General features: G+C 59.7%; 18 protein-coding genes. 9 read left to right on the forward strand and 9 right to left on the reverse strand.

Annotated features, from left to right (window positions below):
• Positions 1–284: 284 nt before the first annotated feature.
• Both ilvN and J7380_RS02780 read right to left on the reverse strand, forming a co-directional pair.
• The gene (gene ilvN, locus J7380_RS02775; protein ID WP_170354480.1) at positions 285–845 is read right to left on the reverse strand and encodes an acetolactate synthase small subunit; all 561 of its coding nucleotides are present in this window, start codon (positions 843–845) and stop codon (positions 285–287) included.
• A 67-nt stretch (positions 846–912) separates the two neighbouring features.
• Positions 913–2,664 carry an acetolactate synthase 3 large subunit gene (locus J7380_RS02780; RefSeq protein ID WP_209194378.1) on the reverse strand — a complete coding sequence of 584 codons (1,752 nt, stop codon included), beginning with the start codon at positions 2,662–2,664 and terminating at the stop codon, positions 913–915.
• A gap of 423 nt (positions 2,665–3,087) precedes the next feature.
• Here J7380_RS02780 and J7380_RS02785 point away from each other — a divergent pair, with 423 nt between their 5' ends.
• Both J7380_RS02785 and J7380_RS02790 read left to right on the forward strand, forming a co-directional pair.
• Positions 3,088–3,933: a hypothetical protein gene (locus J7380_RS02785; protein ID WP_209194379.1), complete on the forward strand. Its 846-nt coding sequence runs from the start codon at positions 3,088–3,090 to the stop codon at positions 3,931–3,933.
• 46 nt (positions 3,934–3,979) lie between these two features.
• Positions 3,980–4,363: a VOC family protein gene (locus tag J7380_RS02790; RefSeq protein WP_209194380.1), complete on the forward strand. Its 384-nt coding sequence runs from the start codon at positions 3,980–3,982 to the stop codon at positions 4,361–4,363.
• 75 nt (positions 4,364–4,438) lie between these two features.
• Here the strand turns inward: J7380_RS02790 and J7380_RS02795 are convergent, their stop codons facing one another.
• Together J7380_RS02795 and J7380_RS02800 are read right to left on the reverse strand one after the other, a co-directional pair.
• Positions 4,439–5,086, reverse strand: a complete 648-nt coding sequence (locus J7380_RS02795) for a response regulator transcription factor (protein ID WP_209194381.1) — start codon at positions 5,084–5,086, stop codon at positions 4,439–4,441.
• Positions 5,083–6,516, reverse strand: coding sequence for a cache domain-containing protein (locus tag J7380_RS02800; protein WP_170354475.1), 1,434 nt, complete (start codon positions 6,514–6,516; stop codon positions 5,083–5,085). Before J7380_RS02800 ends, J7380_RS02795 begins: the two co-directional genes overlap by 4 nt.
• Before the next feature lie 247 nt (positions 6,517–6,763).
• Here J7380_RS02800 and J7380_RS02805 point away from each other — a divergent pair, with 247 nt between their 5' ends.
• From J7380_RS02805 to J7380_RS02815, 3 genes are all read left to right on the forward strand, one after another.
• Positions 6,764–7,846: a TRAP transporter substrate-binding protein gene (locus J7380_RS02805; protein WP_209194382.1), complete on the forward strand. Its 1,083-nt coding sequence runs from the start codon at positions 6,764–6,766 to the stop codon at positions 7,844–7,846.
• Between the two features lie 118 nt (positions 7,847–7,964).
• Positions 7,965–8,891 carry a TRAP transporter small permease subunit gene (locus J7380_RS02810; protein WP_209194383.1) on the forward strand — a complete coding sequence of 309 codons (927 nt, stop codon included), beginning with the start codon at positions 7,965–7,967 and terminating at the stop codon, positions 8,889–8,891.
• Between the two features lie 17 nt (positions 8,892–8,908).
• Positions 8,909–11,263: a TRAP transporter large permease subunit gene (locus J7380_RS02815; RefSeq protein WP_209194384.1), complete on the forward strand. Its 2,355-nt coding sequence runs from the start codon at positions 8,909–8,911 to the stop codon at positions 11,261–11,263.
• A 56-nt stretch (positions 11,264–11,319) separates the two neighbouring features.
• Here J7380_RS02815 and J7380_RS02820 read toward each other — a convergent pair whose 3' ends face one another.
• From J7380_RS02820 to J7380_RS02840, 5 genes are all read right to left on the reverse strand, one after another.
• On the reverse strand, positions 11,320–12,678 hold the full coding sequence (locus J7380_RS02820; protein WP_209194385.1) for a dicarboxylate/amino acid:cation symporter: 1,359 nt from the start codon (positions 12,676–12,678) through the stop codon (positions 11,320–11,322).
• Positions 12,679–12,921: 243 nt separating this feature from the next.
• The gene (locus J7380_RS02825) at positions 12,922–13,311 is read right to left on the reverse strand and encodes a VOC family protein (protein WP_209194386.1); all 390 of its coding nucleotides are present in this window, start codon (positions 13,309–13,311) and stop codon (positions 12,922–12,924) included.
• 6 nt (positions 13,312–13,317) lie between these two features.
• Positions 13,318–14,142 carry an arginyltransferase gene (locus J7380_RS02830; protein ID WP_209194387.1) on the reverse strand — a complete coding sequence of 275 codons (825 nt, stop codon included), beginning with the start codon at positions 14,140–14,142 and terminating at the stop codon, positions 13,318–13,320.
• Positions 14,143–14,220: 78 nt separating this feature from the next.
• Positions 14,221–14,652, reverse strand: a complete 432-nt coding sequence (locus J7380_RS02835) for an RDD family protein (protein WP_209194620.1) — start codon at positions 14,650–14,652, stop codon at positions 14,221–14,223.
• Positions 14,653–14,719: 67 nt separating this feature from the next.
• Positions 14,720–15,142, reverse strand: coding sequence for a DUF2852 domain-containing protein (locus J7380_RS02840; protein ID WP_170752663.1), 423 nt, complete (start codon positions 15,140–15,142; stop codon positions 14,720–14,722).
• A 186-nt stretch (positions 15,143–15,328) separates the two neighbouring features.
• Between J7380_RS02840 and J7380_RS02845 the strand changes: the two genes are divergently transcribed.
• Genes J7380_RS02845 through J7380_RS02860 form a run of 4 tightly spaced genes read left to right on the forward strand, consistent with a single transcriptional unit; the run spans position 15,329 to position 20,155 of the window.
• Positions 15,329–18,118 carry a glutamine-synthetase adenylyltransferase gene (locus J7380_RS02845; RefSeq protein ID WP_209194621.1) on the forward strand — a complete coding sequence of 930 codons (2,790 nt, stop codon included), beginning with the start codon at positions 15,329–15,331 and terminating at the stop codon, positions 18,116–18,118.
• A complete protein-coding gene (locus J7380_RS02850) occupies positions 18,105–18,374 on the forward strand; it encodes a hypothetical protein (protein WP_209194388.1) in 270 nt (89 codons plus the stop codon). Before J7380_RS02845 ends, J7380_RS02850 begins: the two co-directional genes overlap by 14 nt.
• A 39-nt stretch (positions 18,375–18,413) precedes the next feature.
• Complete coding sequence (locus J7380_RS02855; protein ID WP_209194389.1) at positions 18,414–19,616, forward strand: class I SAM-dependent rRNA methyltransferase; 1,203 nt, start codon at positions 18,414–18,416, stop codon at positions 19,614–19,616.
• Positions 19,613–20,155, forward strand: coding sequence for a PIN domain-containing protein (locus J7380_RS02860; RefSeq protein ID WP_209194390.1), 543 nt, complete (start codon positions 19,613–19,615; stop codon positions 20,153–20,155). The genes J7380_RS02855 and J7380_RS02860 overlap by 4 nt, the downstream gene beginning before the upstream one ends.
• Positions 20,156–20,178: the final 23 nt, after the last annotated feature.

Genomic DNA, 20,178 nt, shown 5'->3' on the forward strand with positions numbered 1-20,178 from the left:
CCCGGTCTTATTATGTGTTGCCGTGTTAACCTTGTTTGTCCGAGCAATAGACCGGACAATCGCGCTTCAATCGTACTGAGGACCCTGACCAGCGCATCCCAACGCCACGTCACAAGACGAGGCTAACGTCCTGATGCGTAAAAGCAATAGTCTTTTAAGTATATTGTATGGAATTTTTGGTGTTTTGGATCGTTTTGGACAACACATTGCTAAAACGCGTGCAGCCGCTATCAAACCCGAGTTGTCCCGTCCGCTACGTAAGCGCAGCGGACGGGACAGAATATTCAGTCGCCGCGCAGCAGTGCGGCGACACCTGTGCGGGCGATCTCGATCAAACCCAACGGACGCATCAGGTCGGCAAAGGCGTCGATCTTGTCCGGCGCACCGGTGATCTCAAAGATGAATGAATTCAAGGTGCTGTCGACCACATTGGCACGGAAAATATCGGCAAGGCGCAGCGCCTCGACCCGCTTGTCGCCTTCACCTACGACTTTGATGATCGCCAGTTCCCGCTCGACCGAGGGCCCCTCGACCGTCAGGTCATGCACCTCATGCACGGGTACGATGCGGCCCAGTTGAGCTTTGATTTGTTCGATCACCTGCGGGGTGCCGGTGGTGACGATGGTGATGCGGCTCAGGTGACCGGTGTGGTCCACCTCGGCCACGGTCAGGCTTTCGATGTTATAACCACGGCCCGAAAACAGGCCGATCACGCGGGCCAGAACGCCGGGTTCGTTTTCGACCAGAACCGCAATCGTGTGGCGCTCCTGCACGTCCGAAAAGGTCGGCCGTAGGTTATAGGCCGAATGGCGGGTGGAGCCTTTTTTGATATGTAGGGCAGACATTTACGTCCCTTTCATCATCCTGCGAAAGCCGGGCACCGGAGCGCCCGACAAAATTCGACGAATTTTGTTAAACCAGAACCGAACCTTTGGAGTCGATCACGCCCTGCGTCTCGGCCTCGCCCAGCAGCATCTCGTTATGGGCCTTGCCCGACGGGATCATGGGGAAGCAGTTCTCGTGCTTTTCAACCAGACAGTCAAAGATCACCGGGCCGTCATAGTTGATCATCTCCATGATCGCGTCATCCAGATCGGCGGGGTCGGAACACAGGATGCCCTTGGCCCCGAAGGCCTCGGCCAGTTTGACGAAATCGGGCAGGGCCTCGGACCACGAATGCGAGTACCGCTCGCCATGCAGCAGCTCTTGCCATTGGCGCACCATGCCCAGACGTTCGTTGTTCAGAATGAACTGCTTAACCGGCAGGCGGTATTGAACGGCTGTGCCCATTTCCTGCATGTTCATCAGCCACGAGGCCTCACCCGCGACGTTGATCACCAGCGCGTCGGGATGGGCCATCTGCACACCGATCGAGGCCGGGGTGCCATAACCCATCGTGCCCAGACCACCCGAGGTCATCCAGCGGTTGGGGTCTTCGAAACCGAGGTACTGCGCGGCCCACATCTGATGCTGGCCGACCTCGGTCGTGATATAACGGTCGTGGTTTTTAGTCAGCTCTTCAAGACGTTGCAGGGCGTATTGCGGTTTGATCGTCTTTTCGCTGTTGGTGTAGGCCAGACAATTGACCTTGCGCCAGTCGCTGATCTGTTCCTGCCACTTGGCAACGGCAGCCGCATCCGTCTTGCGCCCACGCGCTTTCCAGACCTTGAGGATATCCTCCAGCACATGGGCCACGTCGCCGACAATCGGGATATCGACGCGGATCACCTTGTTGATCGACGAGGGATCAATGTCGATATGCGCCTTTTTCGAATTCGGCGAGAACGCATCAATCCGCCCGGTGATCCGGTCGTCAAACCGCGCGCCGATGTTGATCATCAGGTCACAGTCATGCATCGCAAGGTTGGCCTCATACAGGCCGTGCATCCCCAGCATACCCAACCAATTCTTGCCCGAGGCTGGATAAGAGCCCAGACCCATCAGGGTCGAGGTGATTGGGAAGCCGGTCGCATCCACAAGCTCGCGCAGCAACTGGCTGGCCGCGGGGCCCGAGTTGATCACGCCACCGCCGGTATAGAAGACGGGCTTTTTGGCTGTTTCAATCGCCGCGACCAGCTCGGTGATCTCTTCCAGATCGCCTTTCAGAACCGGTTGGTAATGCGAGGTCGAGGGTTTCGGCCCGGAATACTCACCCGAGGCGAACTGAACGTCTTTGGGGATGTCGATCAGCACCGGACCGGGGCGACCGGAGGTGGCGACGTGGAACGCCTCGTGCACGGTTTCGGCCAGCGAGTCCGTGTCTTTCACCAGCCAATTATGCTTGGTGCAGGGGCGGGTGATGCCAACGGTGTCAGCCTCTTGGAACGCGTCCGAGCCGATCATGAAGGTCGGAACCTGACCGGTCAGAACCACGATCGGGATCGAATCCAGCAGTGCGTCGGTCAGGCCGGTCACCGCGTTGGTGGCGCCGGGGCCGGAGGTCACCAGCGCAACGCCGGGTTTTCCGGTCGAGCGCGCATAGCCTTCGGCGGCGTGCACGGCCCCCTGTTCGTGACGCACCAGAATGTGGCGAATGTCGTTTTGCAGAAAAATCTCATCATAGATCGGTAGCACGGCGCCGCCGGGGTATCCGAATACCGTGTCCACGCCCTGATCCTTGAGGGCCTGAACCACCATCTTTGCGCCGGTCATCTCACGTGTCATCTGCTTTGCTCCGTTCGCGACATGTGTCTTGCGTGTTGCCAAAAAAAAGCCCCCGAGATTTTCGGAGGCGCATGGGTTGAATTATGGTTTACCGTCACCGGCCCATGCGCGTGTTTCCTACGATTACGACTAGCGCTTTCATCGCCAGAGGCTCCTTTTTTGCGTGCAGGGACATTATGGGCGGCGCGACGGGGCGTCAACAGGCAATCGCACCAATTTTCTATCTCAGGCAGTGAATTTTGCGACATTTTATTGCGCAAATTGCCGCATGTCCGGAATTTTTGAGAAATAGGGGCGCTGATTCTCTGCGCTCGCCTGTTTCGCTTGTGCTCAAAAGCGTCACGACGATGTCCGAAACGAGCATGATTGCGGCTTAAAGCTGAGGCAACCTGACCCAGACCTTTGCTGGCAACGGAGGCACCCATGCTGCATGATCTGATTAATCTGGGACGGTATCCGATAGATTGTCCGGGTTCGCGGGCATACGAGCAGTTAATCAACGATCTGCGAAAAGAACTGGATCAGGATGGCTGCGCTGTCATGCCGGGGTTTGTTCATGCCGAAGGTGTCGCGTCGCTGTTGCAAGAGGCTGAGCGTGTTGCAGGTCACGCCCATCGCTCGTTTAACCGGACGAACGCCTATTTCACGCAGGACGATCCGACGCTGGAAAGATCCCACCCGGTGCGGCAGTTTTATGACCGTTCGAACGCGTTTGTGCCTGCGGATAATTTCCCGAATTCCGGGCCGCTGAGGCGTATTTATGAGTCTGAACCTTTTTTGCCATTCATCCGGGCGGCGCTGAATGAACCGGAAGACAAGTTCTTTCGCTACGATGACCCGTTGGCGGATGTGATTGTCAACGTTGTGGAGGAGGGGCAGGGTTTTCCATGGCATTTCGACACCAACAACTACACGGTCACACTGGCTATTCAAAATGGTGAGGCAGGAGGCACGTTCGAATACGTCCCGAACCTTCGAACCGCCGAGGACGAGCAGTTTGCATCGGTCGCTTCGGTTCTTGACGGTAGCAGGGCAAGGGTCCGTGAATTGGAACTGCTTCCTGGCGATCTGCAGATATTCCGTGGGCGGTACGCGTTGCACCGGGTGACCCCTGTGAAAGGGCCGCGCAGCCGTTACGTCGGCATTTTCTCATTCGCCGAAGCCGAAGGGATGTGTGGCAGCGTTGAGCGAACCAAACAGCTTTATGGTCGGGTGCTACAACATCACCATGATCGGGAGGGGCTGAGAAACGATCCATTGCTGGATTGAAACGTGGCAGCCTGCGCGTGAGATAGATTTGCCACCGGAGGCGCACATGCCTGAAGTATTGCAGCTCACTCCATTTGTATTGTGCTCTTCGTTGCAAAAGCAGATAGACTTCTATTGCGACCGTCTTGGGTTTGCCTGCGGGTTTCGGCAAGACAATTATGCGTTTCTGTCGCTTGGCCCAGTGGCCATTCGGTTGCTGGAATGCCCGCCGCGGGAAGACGGGCGACAGTTAGGCGACGAGCAATCGTTCTACATAGACGTGGATGATGTTGACGCGCTGTATGAAACCTTACGCGCGGGGTTCGAGAGTTTGCCCGAGGGGCGCGTGCGGCCACCATTTGACCAACCCTATCAGCAGCGCGAGTTTCACGTCATTGATGAAGATGGAACGCTAGTCTTTTTCGGTCAGGACATCAGGCCAAGGGGCTGAGTGCTCCCGCCCGTTGTCAATGCGCCTGCGGCGCATCTCCGCCGGTTGGGCCGGGCAGCGCGTGCCGCGCTGCGGTCAGAAACCGGGGCTGGTGCCCTGCAAGACTCCATGCTCGAGCGCATAGCGAGTCAGACCTGCAGTCGAAGAAATTCCCAGTTTGCGTTTGATGTTCTTGCGGTGGGTCTCGACCGTGCGGACCGAGATGTCCAACGCTTGGGCTACTTCTTTGTTGGATTTTCCCTGGGCCAGTTCCAACAGAATGGTCTGTTCCCGACCCGTCAGGGCCTCGCGCGCACCACCGCTTTTGGGTTCCAGCGACCCACTGGCTCCGGTGCACAGGTATTGCTCGCCTTGCATAACGGCATCGATGGCCTTCTTGATCTCGTCCGTCGGAACATCCTTTAGGACATATCCCTTGGCCCCGTGACTGAGGGCTGTTGAAATGTATTCAGGGCTGTCGTGCATGGACAGGACCAGAACGCGGGTTTGAGGCAGGCGTTCCAGAATGATCTCGGTCGCGCTGAGGCCGCCCATGCCGGGCATGTTCAAATCCATCAAGATCACATCAGGTGCCAGAGTAGCGACCTGATCGACGGCGTCCTGCCCGCTACTGAGCGTTCCGACAACAGTGATTTCGTCGTAGCTTTCGAGGATCGACTGTATCCCTTCGGCGACCATCGGGTGGTCGTCTACGATAAGGACACGGATTGTGGCGTCGCTCATGTACCGGCCTTTCGGTTGGGCGTGGCGTCTTCCTGTGGCGGCAGCAAATGGCTGAGAGGCAGGCTGACCTCGATCACCGTGCCGCTGCGTGGTCCGCGTGATGACAGAATGCGGAGCGATCCGTCAAGCTGTTCGATACGCTCCTGCATGTTTCGCAGCCCGATCCCCGTACTGCCGTCGCCGGGTGCACTGCGCAGTCCGCGGCCGTTGTCGGTGATCCGCATGGTTGCGCCCTTTTTGTGGCCGCGCAGGTCTATCGTAACACGAGTTGCGCCGGAATGGCGTTCGATATTGGTCAGGGCCTCTTGCGCGATGCGGTAGAGCGCGATCTTGCTGTCCTGATCCAGACGGTTGCGGAAGACAACCGTTGAGAACTCGGTGTCGATTCCGGTGCGGTCCCTAAAGTCATCGGTCAACGCCTTGAGGGCAGGGCCAAGCCCGAGGTCGTCCAAAACGCCGGGACGCAGGTCGCGGCTTATGCGACGAACTTCGGTGATAGCAGACCCCAGATGGTCGATACCCTTGCCCAACGGGTCACGCGCGCCCGCATCATCGCCACGTTCCAACCGCCTGCGGGCGTTATCCAACGCGTATCGCACGCCCACAAGGATCTGGCTGATCCCGTCATGCAATTCCCGCGCCACGCGGCCACGCTCTTCCTCTTGCGCATCGAAAACGCGTTGTGTCAGCTCTTTCAGCTTTGCGTCGGCCAACCTGCGCTCGCGAACGTTCAGCAGCATCCCCGATGTGAAAACGATCAGAACAGCCGCCAGAACGATCGCGCCGATGTATCCAAAGGTGCGCTGCACACGGGCCTCGACCTCGGCACGGGCATTGGCGACGGTTGCGACGATATCGTCGATGAAAACGCCGGTCCCAACAGCCCAGCGCCAGTCCTGCAGGCCGACCACATAGGCGATCATCTGTGCCTCTTCCCCGGTCGAGGGCTTCTGCCACATAAAGCTGTGCCATCCTGCCCCCTGACGGGCGAGGCGAATGAATTCATCCACGACAGGGGTGCCATCGCTGTCGGTCAGCCCTTCCCAGTTGCGGTTGATGAATTGCGTCTGACGCGGGCTGACAAGGTTGTTGCCGTCATAGTCATAGACAAAGAAGAATCCGTCCTTGCCGTAGATCATCGCCGACAGGATCTGTGTCACAAGATTCTGCGCGACCTTATCGTCGGGCGTGGCGCGACCATAGATATAGGCAAATCCGTTGCGTGCCTGAGTGACGTAATTGCGCAGTTCTTCTTTCTTGGCCTCGATCAGGCGACGTTCCAGTGCCTGAATTTCGCGCTCGGCCGTGGCGCGGGCTTCCTGTGTAACAAAGAACGCAATTGCCGCTACGGCCACCAATAGCGGGATAGCTGCCACAAGTGATAGCTTCTGGCCATAGGTCAGCGAAATCAGGTTGCGAAATCCTTTCATGGACGAATCGATACGCAAGCGCGCGGGAAAATGCAAAATCTTTGCTCGCGACCGGTTTTTTCTATCGTTCGCGAGCGGAAAGCACTGGACGTTTCCCCAATTTCAACGCCTCGCCGCAGAAAAACCGGCTTACCTACGTAGTAGTAGGTATTCACATTCAAATTCCTGTCATTAGGCTGGCGCGCACTGAAAACGACTGCCCCGACAGCGCTCGGGGAATTTGACTATGTAGGGGAGGAACACTCATATGGATCGTCGTTCATTTCTAAAAACATCTGCTCTGGGCGGCTCGGCTGCTGCGGCCACCACGCTGGCAGCACCGTCTTATGCACAGGGCAAGCGTACCCTGACCATGGTGACCTCGTGGGGTCGCGGTCTGGCGGGCGTTTTTGACAGCGCACAGCGTTGCGCCGACAGCATCACTACGATGTCCGATGGCGACCTGACGGTTGAAATCAAAGCCGCGGGCGAGCTGGTTGGTGCGTTCGAGGTGTTTGACGCCGTTTCGTCCGGTCAGGCCGACATGTACCACGCTGCCGATTATTACTTTGTGGGTCAGCACCCGGGCTACGCATTCTTCACCGCTGTACCTTTTGGCATGACTGCGCAGGAACTGGTGAACTGGTACTACCACGATGGCGGCATGGAGCTGCATGACGAGCTGGGCGAAATCTTTGGCCTGAAATCCTTCCTGGCCGGGAACACCGGTGCGCAGGCGGGCGGCTGGTACTCGAAAGAGATCAACGGCCCCGAGGATTTCCAGGGTCTGAAATTCCGCATGCCGGGTCTGGGTGGTCAGGCACTGGGCAAACTGGGCGCATCGGTTCAGAACATTCCGGGCTCGGAAGTGTATCAGGCGCTGTCCTCGGGTGCGATTGACGGCACTGAGTGGATTGGCCCCTGGGCGGACGAAAAAGCCGGTTTCCAGGAAATTACCAAGACATACTACACCGCGGGCTTCCACGAGCCGGGCGCAGGTCTGTCGCTGGCAACGAACCGCGACGTGTTCGACGAACTGACACCTGCACAGCAGAAGATCATCGAGATTGCGGCTGGCGAAGCGCACCAGTGGAACCTGGCGCAATTCCTGGCCAACAACGGCGCGGCGTTGCAGCGCCTGCAGTCGGGTGGCGTTAAGGTTCTGGAATTCCCCGACAGCGTCTGGGATGCCTTCGGTCAGGCCAGCCAGGAAGTTCTGGACGAAAACATGGGCGACGAGCTGTTCAAGAAAATCCACGACAGCGCAATGTCGTCGATGGCAGCATCCTCGGCGTGGCAGAACCTGTCATCGGGTGCCTACACCACGCAGCGCGACCGCGTTCGCGGCTAAGCAGCGTTTCTTCGACCAAACGGTTTCCCCACCACGCGTGGGGAAGCCTTTCCCGTTGCAACAGCGCGGTTCGGACAGCCGTGCGTCATAGGTGCAACTGACGCGACCTGGGGACAACATGCAGGACGAAAACGGTATCTCGTTCTTCGGCGCCCTGTGGAATGGACTTGTATGGTTCATCCAGAACATTGCCGAAGCCTTCTATAATTTCGGATACGCCATCACGCATCCGCAACTCTGGCTAGACTGGTCGGACAAGGCGTCGATCATGCGCTTTGTCTATTACGGCGGCTCGGTCGAGTTCTTCTTTGTGATCTTCACCTTCTTTCTGGTTCTGACCGCCGTCGGCCTGTATTACCGCAATTTCATGTGGGGGATGGTGCGGGTTCTTGAGGGCTTTGCGAATACCACAGGCCGGTTCTTTGCATGGGCCGGTTTGCTGATGGTCATCCAGCAGATTGTCATCGTTTTCATGCAACGGGTGTTTACCCGCCCTGATATGTCCTTTGGTCTGGGTATCCCATTCACACAAGATATCAGTTGGTTCGCGGAAGAGCTTAAACTGTATAACGCCATGGTGGTCTGCCTGTGCTGCACCTACACTTTCGTGCAGGGCGGACATGTACGCGTTGACCTGATCTATGCCGGGATCAGCCACCGGGCCAAACGCGTGGTCGACATGTGCGGTGCGGTTCTGTTCATGATGCCGATGGCCGTGCTGACGTGGATGTATGGCTGGTACTTCATGTGGCGGCATCTGATCGTGCCGAAACCCTCGGCCAGTGATACGTTGGACCGTCTGGTCGCCAAATCCCGCGCACTGCGCTGGAACGTGGAAACCATCGGCTTCAGCCCCAACGGGTTCAACGCCTATTTCCTGTTCAAGATCCTGCTGGTGGCTTTTGCGGCCATGGTGTTCTTGCACGCCATCGCATTCCTCTACCGCTCGTTCCTGGAATACTCGGAAGGGTCCGAGAGCATCGGAAAACACCTCGACAAGGACAGCCTTGGTGAGGGTGAAGAAGCCTACGAAGGCGCACATTAGGGACGGAGACCCAGACTATGTTATTCGGACTTGATGGCATCGAGATTGGCCTCATTATCGTATTCTTCTGCCTTTTCGGAGGCATCCTATCCGGTTTCCCGGTGGCGTTCGCCATCGGCGGTGCTGGGATCATTTCCTTCGGGATCATCGCAGCGCTGGACAGTGCCGGGCTGCTGATCCACCAGGCGATTGATACCAGTTCCCAAGCCTACCGAGACCTCGTGAATTCGGGCGTCAAACCTGACACGGTGTCGGTGTTCCGCTTCCCGGATTTACCAAGGATCGCCGAGCCGGTCTTTGTGCAGGGCTGGGAAACCGCGCTGGACCGCAATGTCTCGTTCATCGTGAACCGCATGAATGAACGCGTGCTGGCCGGTCAGTCGATTGAAACCCTGCTGGCCGTTCTGATGTTCGTCCTGATGGGCATCACACTGGAGCGCTCGAAGATCGCAAACGATCTGCTGACCACGATGGCGCGTGTCTTTGGCCCGCTGCCCGGCGGTCTGGCCGTGTCGATTGTAGTTGTGGGGGCCTTCCTTGCGGCCTCGACCGGGATCGTAGGTGCGACCGTGGTGACGATGGGCCTGCTGGCGCTGCCGACCATGCTTCGCAACAACTACTCGCCGGAACTGGCGACCGGTGTGATTGCGGCCTCGGGCACATTGGGGCAGATCATTCCGCCGTCGATCGTGATCGTTTTGCTCGGGACACTGGCCGGTGATCTCTATTCCACCGCGCAGGAAACCCGCGCGCAGGATGCGGGATGTACTGACGCGCTGACGTATTTGGGCGAACCTGCCGTGGTCTCAGTCGGGACATTGTTTCAGGCGGCCTTGCTGCCGGGGATCATGCTGGCGCTGCTGTATGCGCTTTATGCCTTTGGCTATGCGCTGCTGAATCCGGACAAGGCCCCGGCCGTTGAAATGTCGGGCGGCAGTGGTGAGCCGATCACCCGTGCCGAAGGACTGACGTGGCTGCTGGGTGCACCGGTTGCGCTGATCGTGGGAATGATGGTTCTGAGCAGTGCTGGTGTTGTCGGAAGCCAGAACATCAGCGTCTCGGCCTTCTCGGATATCGGTGAGGGCGCATCGCTGCGCACGAACGTGTCTGAGGAATGCAAAGCCTCGATGATCGACTTGCACGGACAATTGGCCTGGGATCAGGCCGTGGCCGAGCAAGAGGCCATCGATGCCGCAGGTGGCACCGCCGAGTCGACACGCCTGACCGAAGAAGAACTGGTTGCTGCGCAACAAGCCAAGATCGCTGCTGCTGCGCCGATCGGCACGGGTGTGGCTGTCATGGTCGTGCTGCTGGGTCTGACGCTGGTCATGGGTCGCGGCATTGCGCCATCGAAGCCGACGCAGCCGCTGATCGTAGGTGCCATCGGCCTGTTGCTGATGCTGCTGGTCGATGTCCTGCTCATTGCGCCAACCACGTCCTCGGGGGCGACCTTTGTCTTGATGGCGGTGCCGTTTGCGCTGGCCATTTATGGATGCAAAGAGGCCGCTGCGCGCTGTGCGACCAATGATCTGATCCGCGTGGTCTTCCCGCCGCTGGTTCTGATCATCGCGGTTCTGGGCTCGATCCTGGGCGGTGTGACCAACCCGACGCCCGCTGCGGCGCTGGGGGCAGGCGGGGCGATCATGTTGGCCGCGTACCGCAAGCTGCAGGATCAGGGCCGCTCGGCCAAGGTGATCATCTGGGCGACTTTGGCCGTGATCGTGGCCTTGCTGATGGGTGTGAACTTTGACCTGCGCATCAACCAGAGCGATGTCAGCGTCGAGACCTGGATTGCCTTCATCGTGGCCTATGGCGCCTATCTATTTGCCCTGTTCGGCTTGCTGTTTGGTTGCTGGGTCTTGTTTACCAGCGGGGTTCTGACGCCCGTGGTGCGCGAGACGGCCAAGGTGACCTCGATGGTCTTCACCATCCTGATCGGCTCGCAGTTGCTGAACCTTGTGGTGATCTCGTTCGGGGGTGAGCACTATATCCAGCAGTTCCTGCGCAGTTTCGACAACGAGTTCACGGTCTTCCTGATCGTGATGCTGGTGCTGTTCATTCTGGGCTTTGTGCTGGACTTCCTCGAGATCATCTACATCGTGATCCCCATCGTGGGCCCGGTGATCTATGGCGGGTCATTCGATCCGAAATGGGTCACGATCATGGTGGCGGTGAACCTGCAGACCTCGTTCCTGACGCCACCTTTCGGGTTCGCGCTGTTCTACCTGAGGGGCGTTGCGCCTAAAGAGGTCACAACAGGTCATATCTATCGCGGGATCATTCCATTCGTGCTGATTCAGGTAGTCGGGATTGGTATCCTTTGGTTCTTCCCGACCATCGTGACCATCGTGCCGGATCTGATCCCGAACTGATCGGGCTGACAGAAGAATGACAGACCGGAGGCTCTGTGGCCTCCGGTCTTTTTTGTTCAGGCTTCGGCTTTGGGATGCGTCAGTTTCGCAAAAGCGGTCTCAGCCTCGTGGTCGATATCCAGCGTGGCAGGGGTCAGGGTCCCGGCGTCGGGGTCATTGAATACCGCCCTGTCCAGCTTGCCGACACGCTGCGCGACAATGGTGGTGACAACCGCGTCTCCGGTGATATTCACGACCGTCCGCATCATGTCGATGATCCGGTCAACGGCGAGTATGATGGCGATCCCGTCCAGCGGCATACCCAGTTGATTCAACACCATGGCCAGCATCACAATCCCCACGCCAGGCACTCCGGCAGTGCCGATTGAGGCCAGAACCGAGATCGAGATGATGGTCATATAGCCACCCAGCCCCAGATCAATCCCATAGGCATTGGCCAGGAACACCGTCGCCACCCCATGCATGATCGCAGTTCCGTCCATATTGATCGTCGCACCCAACGGGATGCCGAACGAAGCGACCGAGCGGTCCACACCGATGCGCTGCGTCACGCATTGCATCGAGGCCGGGATCGTCGCGTTCGAGCTTGAGGTCGAGAAGGCAAACACCTGCGCCGAGCGCATCTTGCGCAGAAACGCGCGCGGGCTGAGGCCGGTGCACGCATAGAGCAGCACCATCAGCGTCACGCAAAGGTGGAAGACAAGCGTCAGGCTAATGGTCGCCAGATATCCGATGACGGGGGCAAACAGGCTGAACCCTTCCAGCGCAAAGGTTTTGGCAATCAGGCAGAAGACGCCGATCGGAGCAAAGGCCATCACGATCTCGACGATTTTCATCGCCAGTTCGTTCATGAAGGTACAGCCCTCGACAAAGGCTTTGGCGCGGCTTCCGATCATTAGGACCGCAATGCCGACAACGATCACGTAGAAGATGATCTGCAGCATTTCGCCATTGGCCAGCGCCTGAACCGGGTTCTTGGGGATGATGTTTGCCAGTATCTGCCACGCGGTGTCCTGCGTTGCGATGGACACATCCGCGCTGGCCATGTGCAGGCTGTCAAATCCCATGCCGGGGTTGATGATATTGGCAAACACCAGCGCCGTCATCACCGCCAGCGCCGTGGTCGCCAGATAGGTGACAAAGGTCAGCCCACCTACGCGCCCAAAGACTTTGAGATCACCAATCCCAACCACGCCGCACAGTAGGGAAAACACCACCAGCGGTACGACCAGCATCTGCAGCGCGTTCAGGAACATCTGGCCGACCATGGTGAACAGGCCGTTGACCACATGCTCTTGAAGGAACGGTATGTGCCAATAGTTCAGGGCCAGTCCAAGGGCTGAACCAAGGGCAAGGGCCGTCAGGATTTGCGTCGTTAGGTTGGCCGCAAGCAGCCGTCGCATAGCATGGGTCATTGTCCGTCTCCCTTTACCAAAGCCAAACCCGCAGGTCGGGAACCTGTTGCATCACGGGCTGTGTCATTGAAGCCCAGCCGCACGGATCTACACGGGGTCGAACGGTTGAGGGTCAGGATTACTTGGTGACGTAGGGTAAGGATTCAATTGCTGGGCGTAGGGAAGTCGCCATTTAGATGATTAATAATTCTTCATCTTTTCTGAGGGATCGGCCCCGAGACAGTCAAAATGCTGGAACACGCGCTAGCTGAACTCGATCAAGTCCCAGCGATTTCCAAACGGGTCACGCCAGACCGCGACGGTTCCATAAGGTTCATGACGAGGGGTCTCCTCGAACGTCACGCCAGCCGCCGTCATGGCTGCGTGGTCGCGGTGAAAATCATCCGTCGCCAGAAAAAAGCCGACACGTCCGCCGGTTTGGTTGCCTATGGCCTTGTTTTGATCGACGTCAGCCGCTTTGGCCAGCAGCAAGGACCCCTCGGGCGCGTTGGGAGGGGCCACGCGCACCCAACGCTTACCATCACCCAAATCAATGTCCTGCTCGAGCGTAAAGCTCAGGGTCTGCGTGTAAAATGAAATCGCAGCATCGTAGTCTGGCACCACGAGGGTCACCGCATGCAGGCTCTGACGCATGGGACTTCAGCCTTTGGTCGGGTGTCGGTCAGGCAATTGGATATTCGCCACTTGCTCGGCAATCGGAGCGGTGGACAGAGGGTGGTGGCCCGATCCTGCAAGATCATCCGGGTTTCCGACCTTGACCCATTCACCCTGAATATATGCCTCTAACCCCGAAAACCGGGCTTTATATCCCATCTTCGGGCTGCCAGGGACCCAATATCCAAGATAAACATAAGGCAGCCCGGCCTCGCGTGCGATGTCGATATGATCAAGGATCATATAGGTGCCCAGGGAATTCTGCGGTTGATGCGGGTCATAGAACGAGTAGACCATGCTAAGCCCGTCATCCAGAACATCGGTCAGACTGACGGCGATCAGGTTATCGGTGTCGGGGTCCGCATATTCCACAACCCGGCTGCGGATCGGAGTTTCCTCGATCATTGCGGCGAATTCGAACACGTCCATATCGGCCATACCTCCATCGGCATGGCGGGTATCCAGATAGCGGCGAAACAGCTCGTACTGTTCATCGGTGGCCCAAGGCGAATTGGCCTTGCGCTGCAGGAACGCGTTTCGCTTGACCGCGCGCTTTTGGCTTTTGCTGGGGGCAAACGCGGATACGTCGATACGGGCTGACAGACAAGCGGCGCAATCGGCACATGACGGCCGGTACAGGACGTTTTGAGAGCGCCGAAACCCTTGTTGCGACAACGAGTTATTCAGTTGATCCGCCCCTTCGCCCTGTAGGGCTGTGAACAGCTTCCGCTCCATCCTGCCCTCAAGATAAGGGCAAGGCTGAGGGGCCGTCACATAGAATTGTGGCGCGATAGGCAGCGTGTGTCGCATGAAAGTCCCGTGTTTCCTGACCGGGATGATAGCAATCGTTCCCGGAGCCGCCAAGTGATTCACGCGACAGGGTTACTATTACGCGCGCTGGTTGATCATCACCGTTCCAAGGAAGGAATCCGTCAGGCCCTGTCCGCGGGAACTGGTCAGCATCATAATGACCGAGATGACCTGCACCACAAAGATCGCCATGCTGACGAAATATCCCGCTGTATGGGCGATAGCTTTACCCAGGTCCATCCGTGCGCCGAATGCATCGCGCAGTTCGATTCCCATAAAACGCATGCCCAAAGTGGCCGACCCGTTCGCAATCGTGACGACGCGGTAGACAAAGCTGATGACGGCATAGATCAGAGGCAAAAAGAACAGTCCGGCAAAAAAAGTTAGAAAGACCGGCACAATACAAAGCAGCGATATCAGCGCGATATCGAACAGCCAGGCAACAAAGCGCTTGGTCGCCACCGATTGATAGAATTCCGGTTGGCGATCTGGATCTGGTAGATGAGTCATATAGGGGTATCCGCGTCGTTGAATGGGTTCACCCTGTCCCGAAAGCCGGGGCAGGGCAAGGATCAGATCAGGCGCGTGCGTCGCTTTCGTCTGCATCGTGGTTATCACGGGCGCGTTCGTCCATGAATTGATCGAACTCGGCCTTGTCTTTGGCATCGCGCAGGCGGCGCAGGAAGGCTTCGAAGTCCTGCTGTTCACGCTCGAGCCGGGCCAGGGTGTCGGCCTTATAGGCATCAAAGGCGCTGTTGCCCGAAGGTTTCATGGCGCTCATGTGGCTGTTCCAGGACGTGCGACGGCTGCAGGATTTGCTGAACATGCGTTTGCTCCAGATCATATAGGCCAAAAGGGCAAGGCCCACAGGCCAGAAAAAGATGAAACCTAGGACCATGGCGGCAATCCAGGCGCCTTTGCCCTTGTCGTCCAGCCAGGCCTCGATACGGTGCAGCCATCCCGGATTTGAAGGGACGGCGGGGTCGGATAGTGCGGTCATTTTGGTCTCCGGGGTTGATGTAAATTGCCTTCACATTGAATAGATGGGAGTTGGGCGGCAGGTTGCAAGGGGTGTATGTAAAAATGTTTTACATTGGCTTTGCGGGGGTGTCGCAGCGATGCAGTTAGGACTTGTGCAAGCCTTTGAAATCAGGCCATTTGGGGGCAGTAACACGCCGGAGGCCCCATCATGACCGCTCTGACGATCCACCGAATGCCACGCCCGTTCGATCCCGCGTTGGGTGATGAGACTCGGGGTCTGGTTTCGGGTCTGACGCCGGAACAGGGTGAGTTGATCGCGGGTGTCGCGGGCTCTAGCCCGTATCTCAAAGGCTTGATCGAGCGGGAAAAAGACTGGCTGGCCGGGGCCTTGCAGCAGCCGGATCAGGCGCTGGCTGAAGTGATGGCCACCGCCCGCGCGCTGCCGCCGGATCAGCTGAAACCGGGGTTGCGGCAGGGCAAACGGCGGATGGCGCTGCTGACCGCGCTGGCTGATGTGGCAGGGGCGTGGCCGTTGGAGAAAGTCACAGCTGCGCTGACGGATTTCGGGGCGCTGGCGGCGGATGTGGCGGCCAAGGCCGAGATCGCGGCGCTGATCCGGCGCGGCAAGTTGCCGGGCATGACCGAGGACGACGTTGAGACCGCCGCTGGGATGATCATTCTGGCCATGGGCAAGATGGGCGCGCATGAGCTGAATTACAGCTCGGATATCGACCTGATCGTGCTGTTCGATGAGACCCGGTTTGACCCGGATGATTTCTATGAGGCGCGGCAGGGCATGGTGCGCGCCACGCGGAACTTCTGTGCCACGCTCAGCGACAAAACCGCCGATGGCTATGTGTTCCGCACCGATTTGCGGTTGCGTCCCGATCCGGGTGTGACGCCCGTGTGCATGGCGGCCGAAGCCGCCGAGCGGTATTACGAAAGCCTTGGCCGCACGTGGGAGCGTGCCGCTTATATCAAAGCGCGCGCCTGCGCCGGGGACATCGCGGCGGGGCAGCGATTTCTGGACACGCTGCGCCCCTTTGTCTGGCGGCGGCATCTGGATTTTGCGGCCATTCAGGATGCCCACGACATGCGTCTGCGCATCCGCGAGAATAAGGGAACCGGCGGCGCTCTGACCATTCCGGGCCACGACATGAAGCTGGGGCAGGGTGGCATCCGCGAGATTGAGTTCTTCACCCAGACCCGCCAGTTGATCGCCGGAGGGCGCGACCCCGATTTGCGCGTCCGCGGCACAGTGCCGGGGCTGGCCGCGCTGGCCGCAAAGGACTGGGTGCCGTCAGAGGTTGCCGACAAGCTGACCGATCATTACCGCGCCCATCGCGAGGTCGAGCACCGCATCCAGATGATCCACGACGCCCAGACCCATAAGGTGCCGCAATCAGACGAAGGTATCGAGCGCGTCGCCTGCCTGATGGGGATGGACAGCGCCGCGCTGACCGCCAACCTCACCCGCCGCCTGACCGAGGTGCATGAGCTGACCGAGGGGTTTTTCGCCCCCGGAGCCGCAGCCCCCGCGCCGACCCCCGAGGTCGCCTTTGACGAAGGCGTCATGGCGCGCTGGCCGACCTATCCGGCGCTGCGCTCGCAACGGGGTGCGCGTATATTCGAGCGGCTGAAACCGGAATTGCTGTCGCGTCTGGCCAAAACCGCGAAACCGGATGAAGCGCTGCTGGCGCTCGACGGGTTCCTGTCGGGCTTGCCTGCAGGCGTTCAGCTGTTTTCGCTGTTCGAGGCCAACCCCCATCTGATCGACCTGCTGGTCGATATCGTGGGCACGTCTCATGCGCTGGCAGGGCACTTGTCGCGCAATGCCTCGGTTTTTGACGCGGTGATCGGCGGCAGCTTCTTTGACGACTGGCCGGGGCAGGCGGTGTTGCAGGCCGATCTGGAGCAGGCGCTGGCGCAAGAGGCGGACTATGAGACGCAGCTGGATTTTGCGCGCCGCTGGTGCAAGGAATGGCATTTCCGCATCGGTGTTCACCACCTGCGCGGGCTGATCGACGGGGCGCAGGCTGGGCAGCACTATGCCGATCTGGCCAGCGCCGTGATCGCCGCGCTTTTACCGCATGTGGCCGGGCAATTCGCCCGCAAACACGGACCCGCGCCGGGACGCGGGGCGGCGGTGCTGGGCATGGGCTCAATCGGGGCGGGACGGATCAATTCGCAATCCGATCTGGACATGATCGTGATCTATGACCCGCTGGATCAGGACATGTCCGACGGTCCGCGCCCGCTGGCCACGCGCACCTACTACGCGCGGTTCACGCAGGCGCTGATCACGGCCTTGTCTGCGCCCATGTCGCAGGGGCGGCTCTATGAGGTCGACATGCGTCTGCGCCCTTCGGGCAATCAGGGGCCGGTGGCAACCAGCTGGGCCAGCTTTACCAATTACCAACAGAATGAGGCCTGGGTTTGGGAGCACCTGGCCCTGACCCGCGCCCGCGTTGTGGCTGGAAATGCTGATCTGGCGCAGGATATCGAAACCTTCCGCACCGAGTTCCTGACCCGTCCTCGCGATACCGCGAAGGTGCTGCGCGAGGTGGCCGAGATGCGCACGCGGCTCGCCGCCGCCAAATCTCCGGCCGGTATCTGGGATGCCAAGAACGGCCCGGGCCGGATGATGGATATCGAACTGATGGCCGAGACGGGCGCGTTGCTAGCCGGTCTACCTCAACGTGATGTGCATACAGGGCTGGATGGCGCAGTCGCTGCCGGGCTGCTGGATGTCGCGCAGGCGCAAACGCTGAAGGACTGCTATGATCTATGCTGGTCGGTACAATGCGCGGCCCGGCTGCTGTCGGGTAAGGTGATCGAGGCGGACAAGATCGGCGAGGGCGGCACCGCTTTCCTGTGCCGGGCCACCGGGTTTGAACAGGTCGACCAGCTACAGGCCGCGCTGCAGGACAGTTACGACACCGCCGCCGGGATCATCGGCCGCGTGATTTCGGAGGATACCCATGGCGCGCAGTGACGACCCCAATGACCACAAGGGCCTGATCCGCGAGGCGTATAATATCGAGGGCATCACCTTGCCCGAATGCCGGACCATCTTTCTGGACTGGGCACTCAGCCTGCCTGCGGATCGGGACCAGACGCAGGCGCTGACCGATCTGCACGCGGTCTACGCAGCGCAGGCGGATCATCCGATGACGCAGGTGCTGGCCGAAGGGCTGCAGACGGCGCAAAAACCCAAACGGCGCGGCGGCTGGCGATCCCGCGACCGCTAGGGCTTTTCCCCGCGCGCCGGAGCCACTAAGAGGGGCGGCATGACCCAAACCGCTGACCGTCCCCGTATCCGCCTGAAACCCAAAGCCAATGCGCGCGGTCTGCGCCACGGCTTCCCCTGGGTCTATGCCAATGACATCGTCACCGACCGCCGTACCCGTAAAATTCCGGCGGGGGCTCTGGCCGTTTTGGAGGACGAAAATCGCGCGCCCATCGCGTTGGTTGCGGTGAACCCCGAGTCCAAGATCATGTGCCGCGTGCTGGACCGCGATCTGGACGCCGAGCTGAACGCCGCATGGTTCGAAACCCGCCTGCGCCGCGCGCTAGACATGCGCAAGCGTCTGTTCGACGCGCCTTATTACCGTCTGATCCATGCCGAGGCGGACGGCTTTCCCGGTGTGATCATCGACCGCTTTGGCGATGCCTGCGTGATCCAACCCAACGCGGCCTGGGCCGAAGCGCATCTGGATGTCCTGACCGACACGCTGGTCGCCGTGACCGGCGTGACCACGGTGCTGAAAAACGCATCGGGCCGGACACGCGGGCTTGAGGGGCTGGACGATGCCAACCTCACCCTGCGCGGCACGGCCCCCGATGCGCCGCTGCCGGTGCCGATGAACGGCGCGACCTATATGGCCGACCTGACCGGTGGTCAGAAAACCGGGCTGTTCTATGACCAACGGCCCAACCACGCCTTCGCGGCCCGGCTGGTCCAACCCGGCGCACAGGTGCTGGATGTGTTCAGCCACGTGGGCGGGTTCGGTCTGGCGATGCTGGCGGGCGGAGCGGGGCAGGCACTGTCCGTCGATGGTTCAGCCGCCGCACTGGAATTGGCAGCCCAGGGCGCGCAAGCATCCGGCTGTGCCGACCGGTTCCAAACCCGTCAGGGCGATGCCTTCGATGTCTTGACCCGACTGGCCGAGGAGGGCGCGCAATACGACGTGGTCATATGTGACCCGCCCGCCTTTGCGCCCTCGAAACAGGCACTGGACGCGGGCCTGCGCGCCTATGAGCGCATCGCGCGTCTGGCCGCGCCGCTGGTCAAACCGGGCGGTTATCTTGGCCTGTGTTCCTGTTCTCACGCCGCTGATCTGGGCCGTTTCCGCGACGCCTCATCGCGGGGAATCGGCCGGGCCGGGCGGCAGGCGCAACTGATCCATACGGGTTTTGCCGGACCAGACCACCCGCAACTGCCGCAGCTAGCCGAAAGCGGATACCTCAAAGCCGTATTCTACCGGCTGTGAGGGCGGTTCTGGACACCTGTGTCATCTACCCCACGGTGATGCGAGAGATGCTGCTGGGCGCGGCAAAACGGGGCCATTTCGACCCCATATGGTCTGCGCGCATCCTCGAAGAATGGGCCCGCGCCGCCCGCAAACTGGGCCCCACGGGCGAGGCACAGGCCCGCGCTGAAATCGCCCTGACCCAATCGCACTGGCCCAAGGCGGAACGCGCGGCGCAACCGGGTCTGGAACAGCGCCTCTGGCTGCCCGATGCCGCTGATGTTCACGTGTTGGCCACCGCCATAGCCTCGTCATCAGATGTGATCGTCACCATGAACGCCAAGGATTTCCCCCGCAACATTCTGTCGGAGGAGGGCTTGACCCGCCAAGACCCCGACGCGCTGCTGCATGGCTTCTGGCAAACCGACCCCAATGGCCTGTCGGATACCGCCAACCGTGTTCTCGCCGAGGCCAACCGCCTCTCAGGCGACCAGTGGACCCTGCGCGCGCTGATGAAAAAAGCCCGCCTCCCACGTCTCGGCAAAGCCCTCACCACCTAAACCCGATCCGCTCTTCATCTGTC

Origin of the sequence: Ruegeria sp. R8_1 (assembly GCF_017743815.1) — a bacterium.
Lineage (GTDB): Bacteria > Pseudomonadota > Alphaproteobacteria > Rhodobacterales > Rhodobacteraceae > Ruegeria > Ruegeria lacuscaerulensis_A.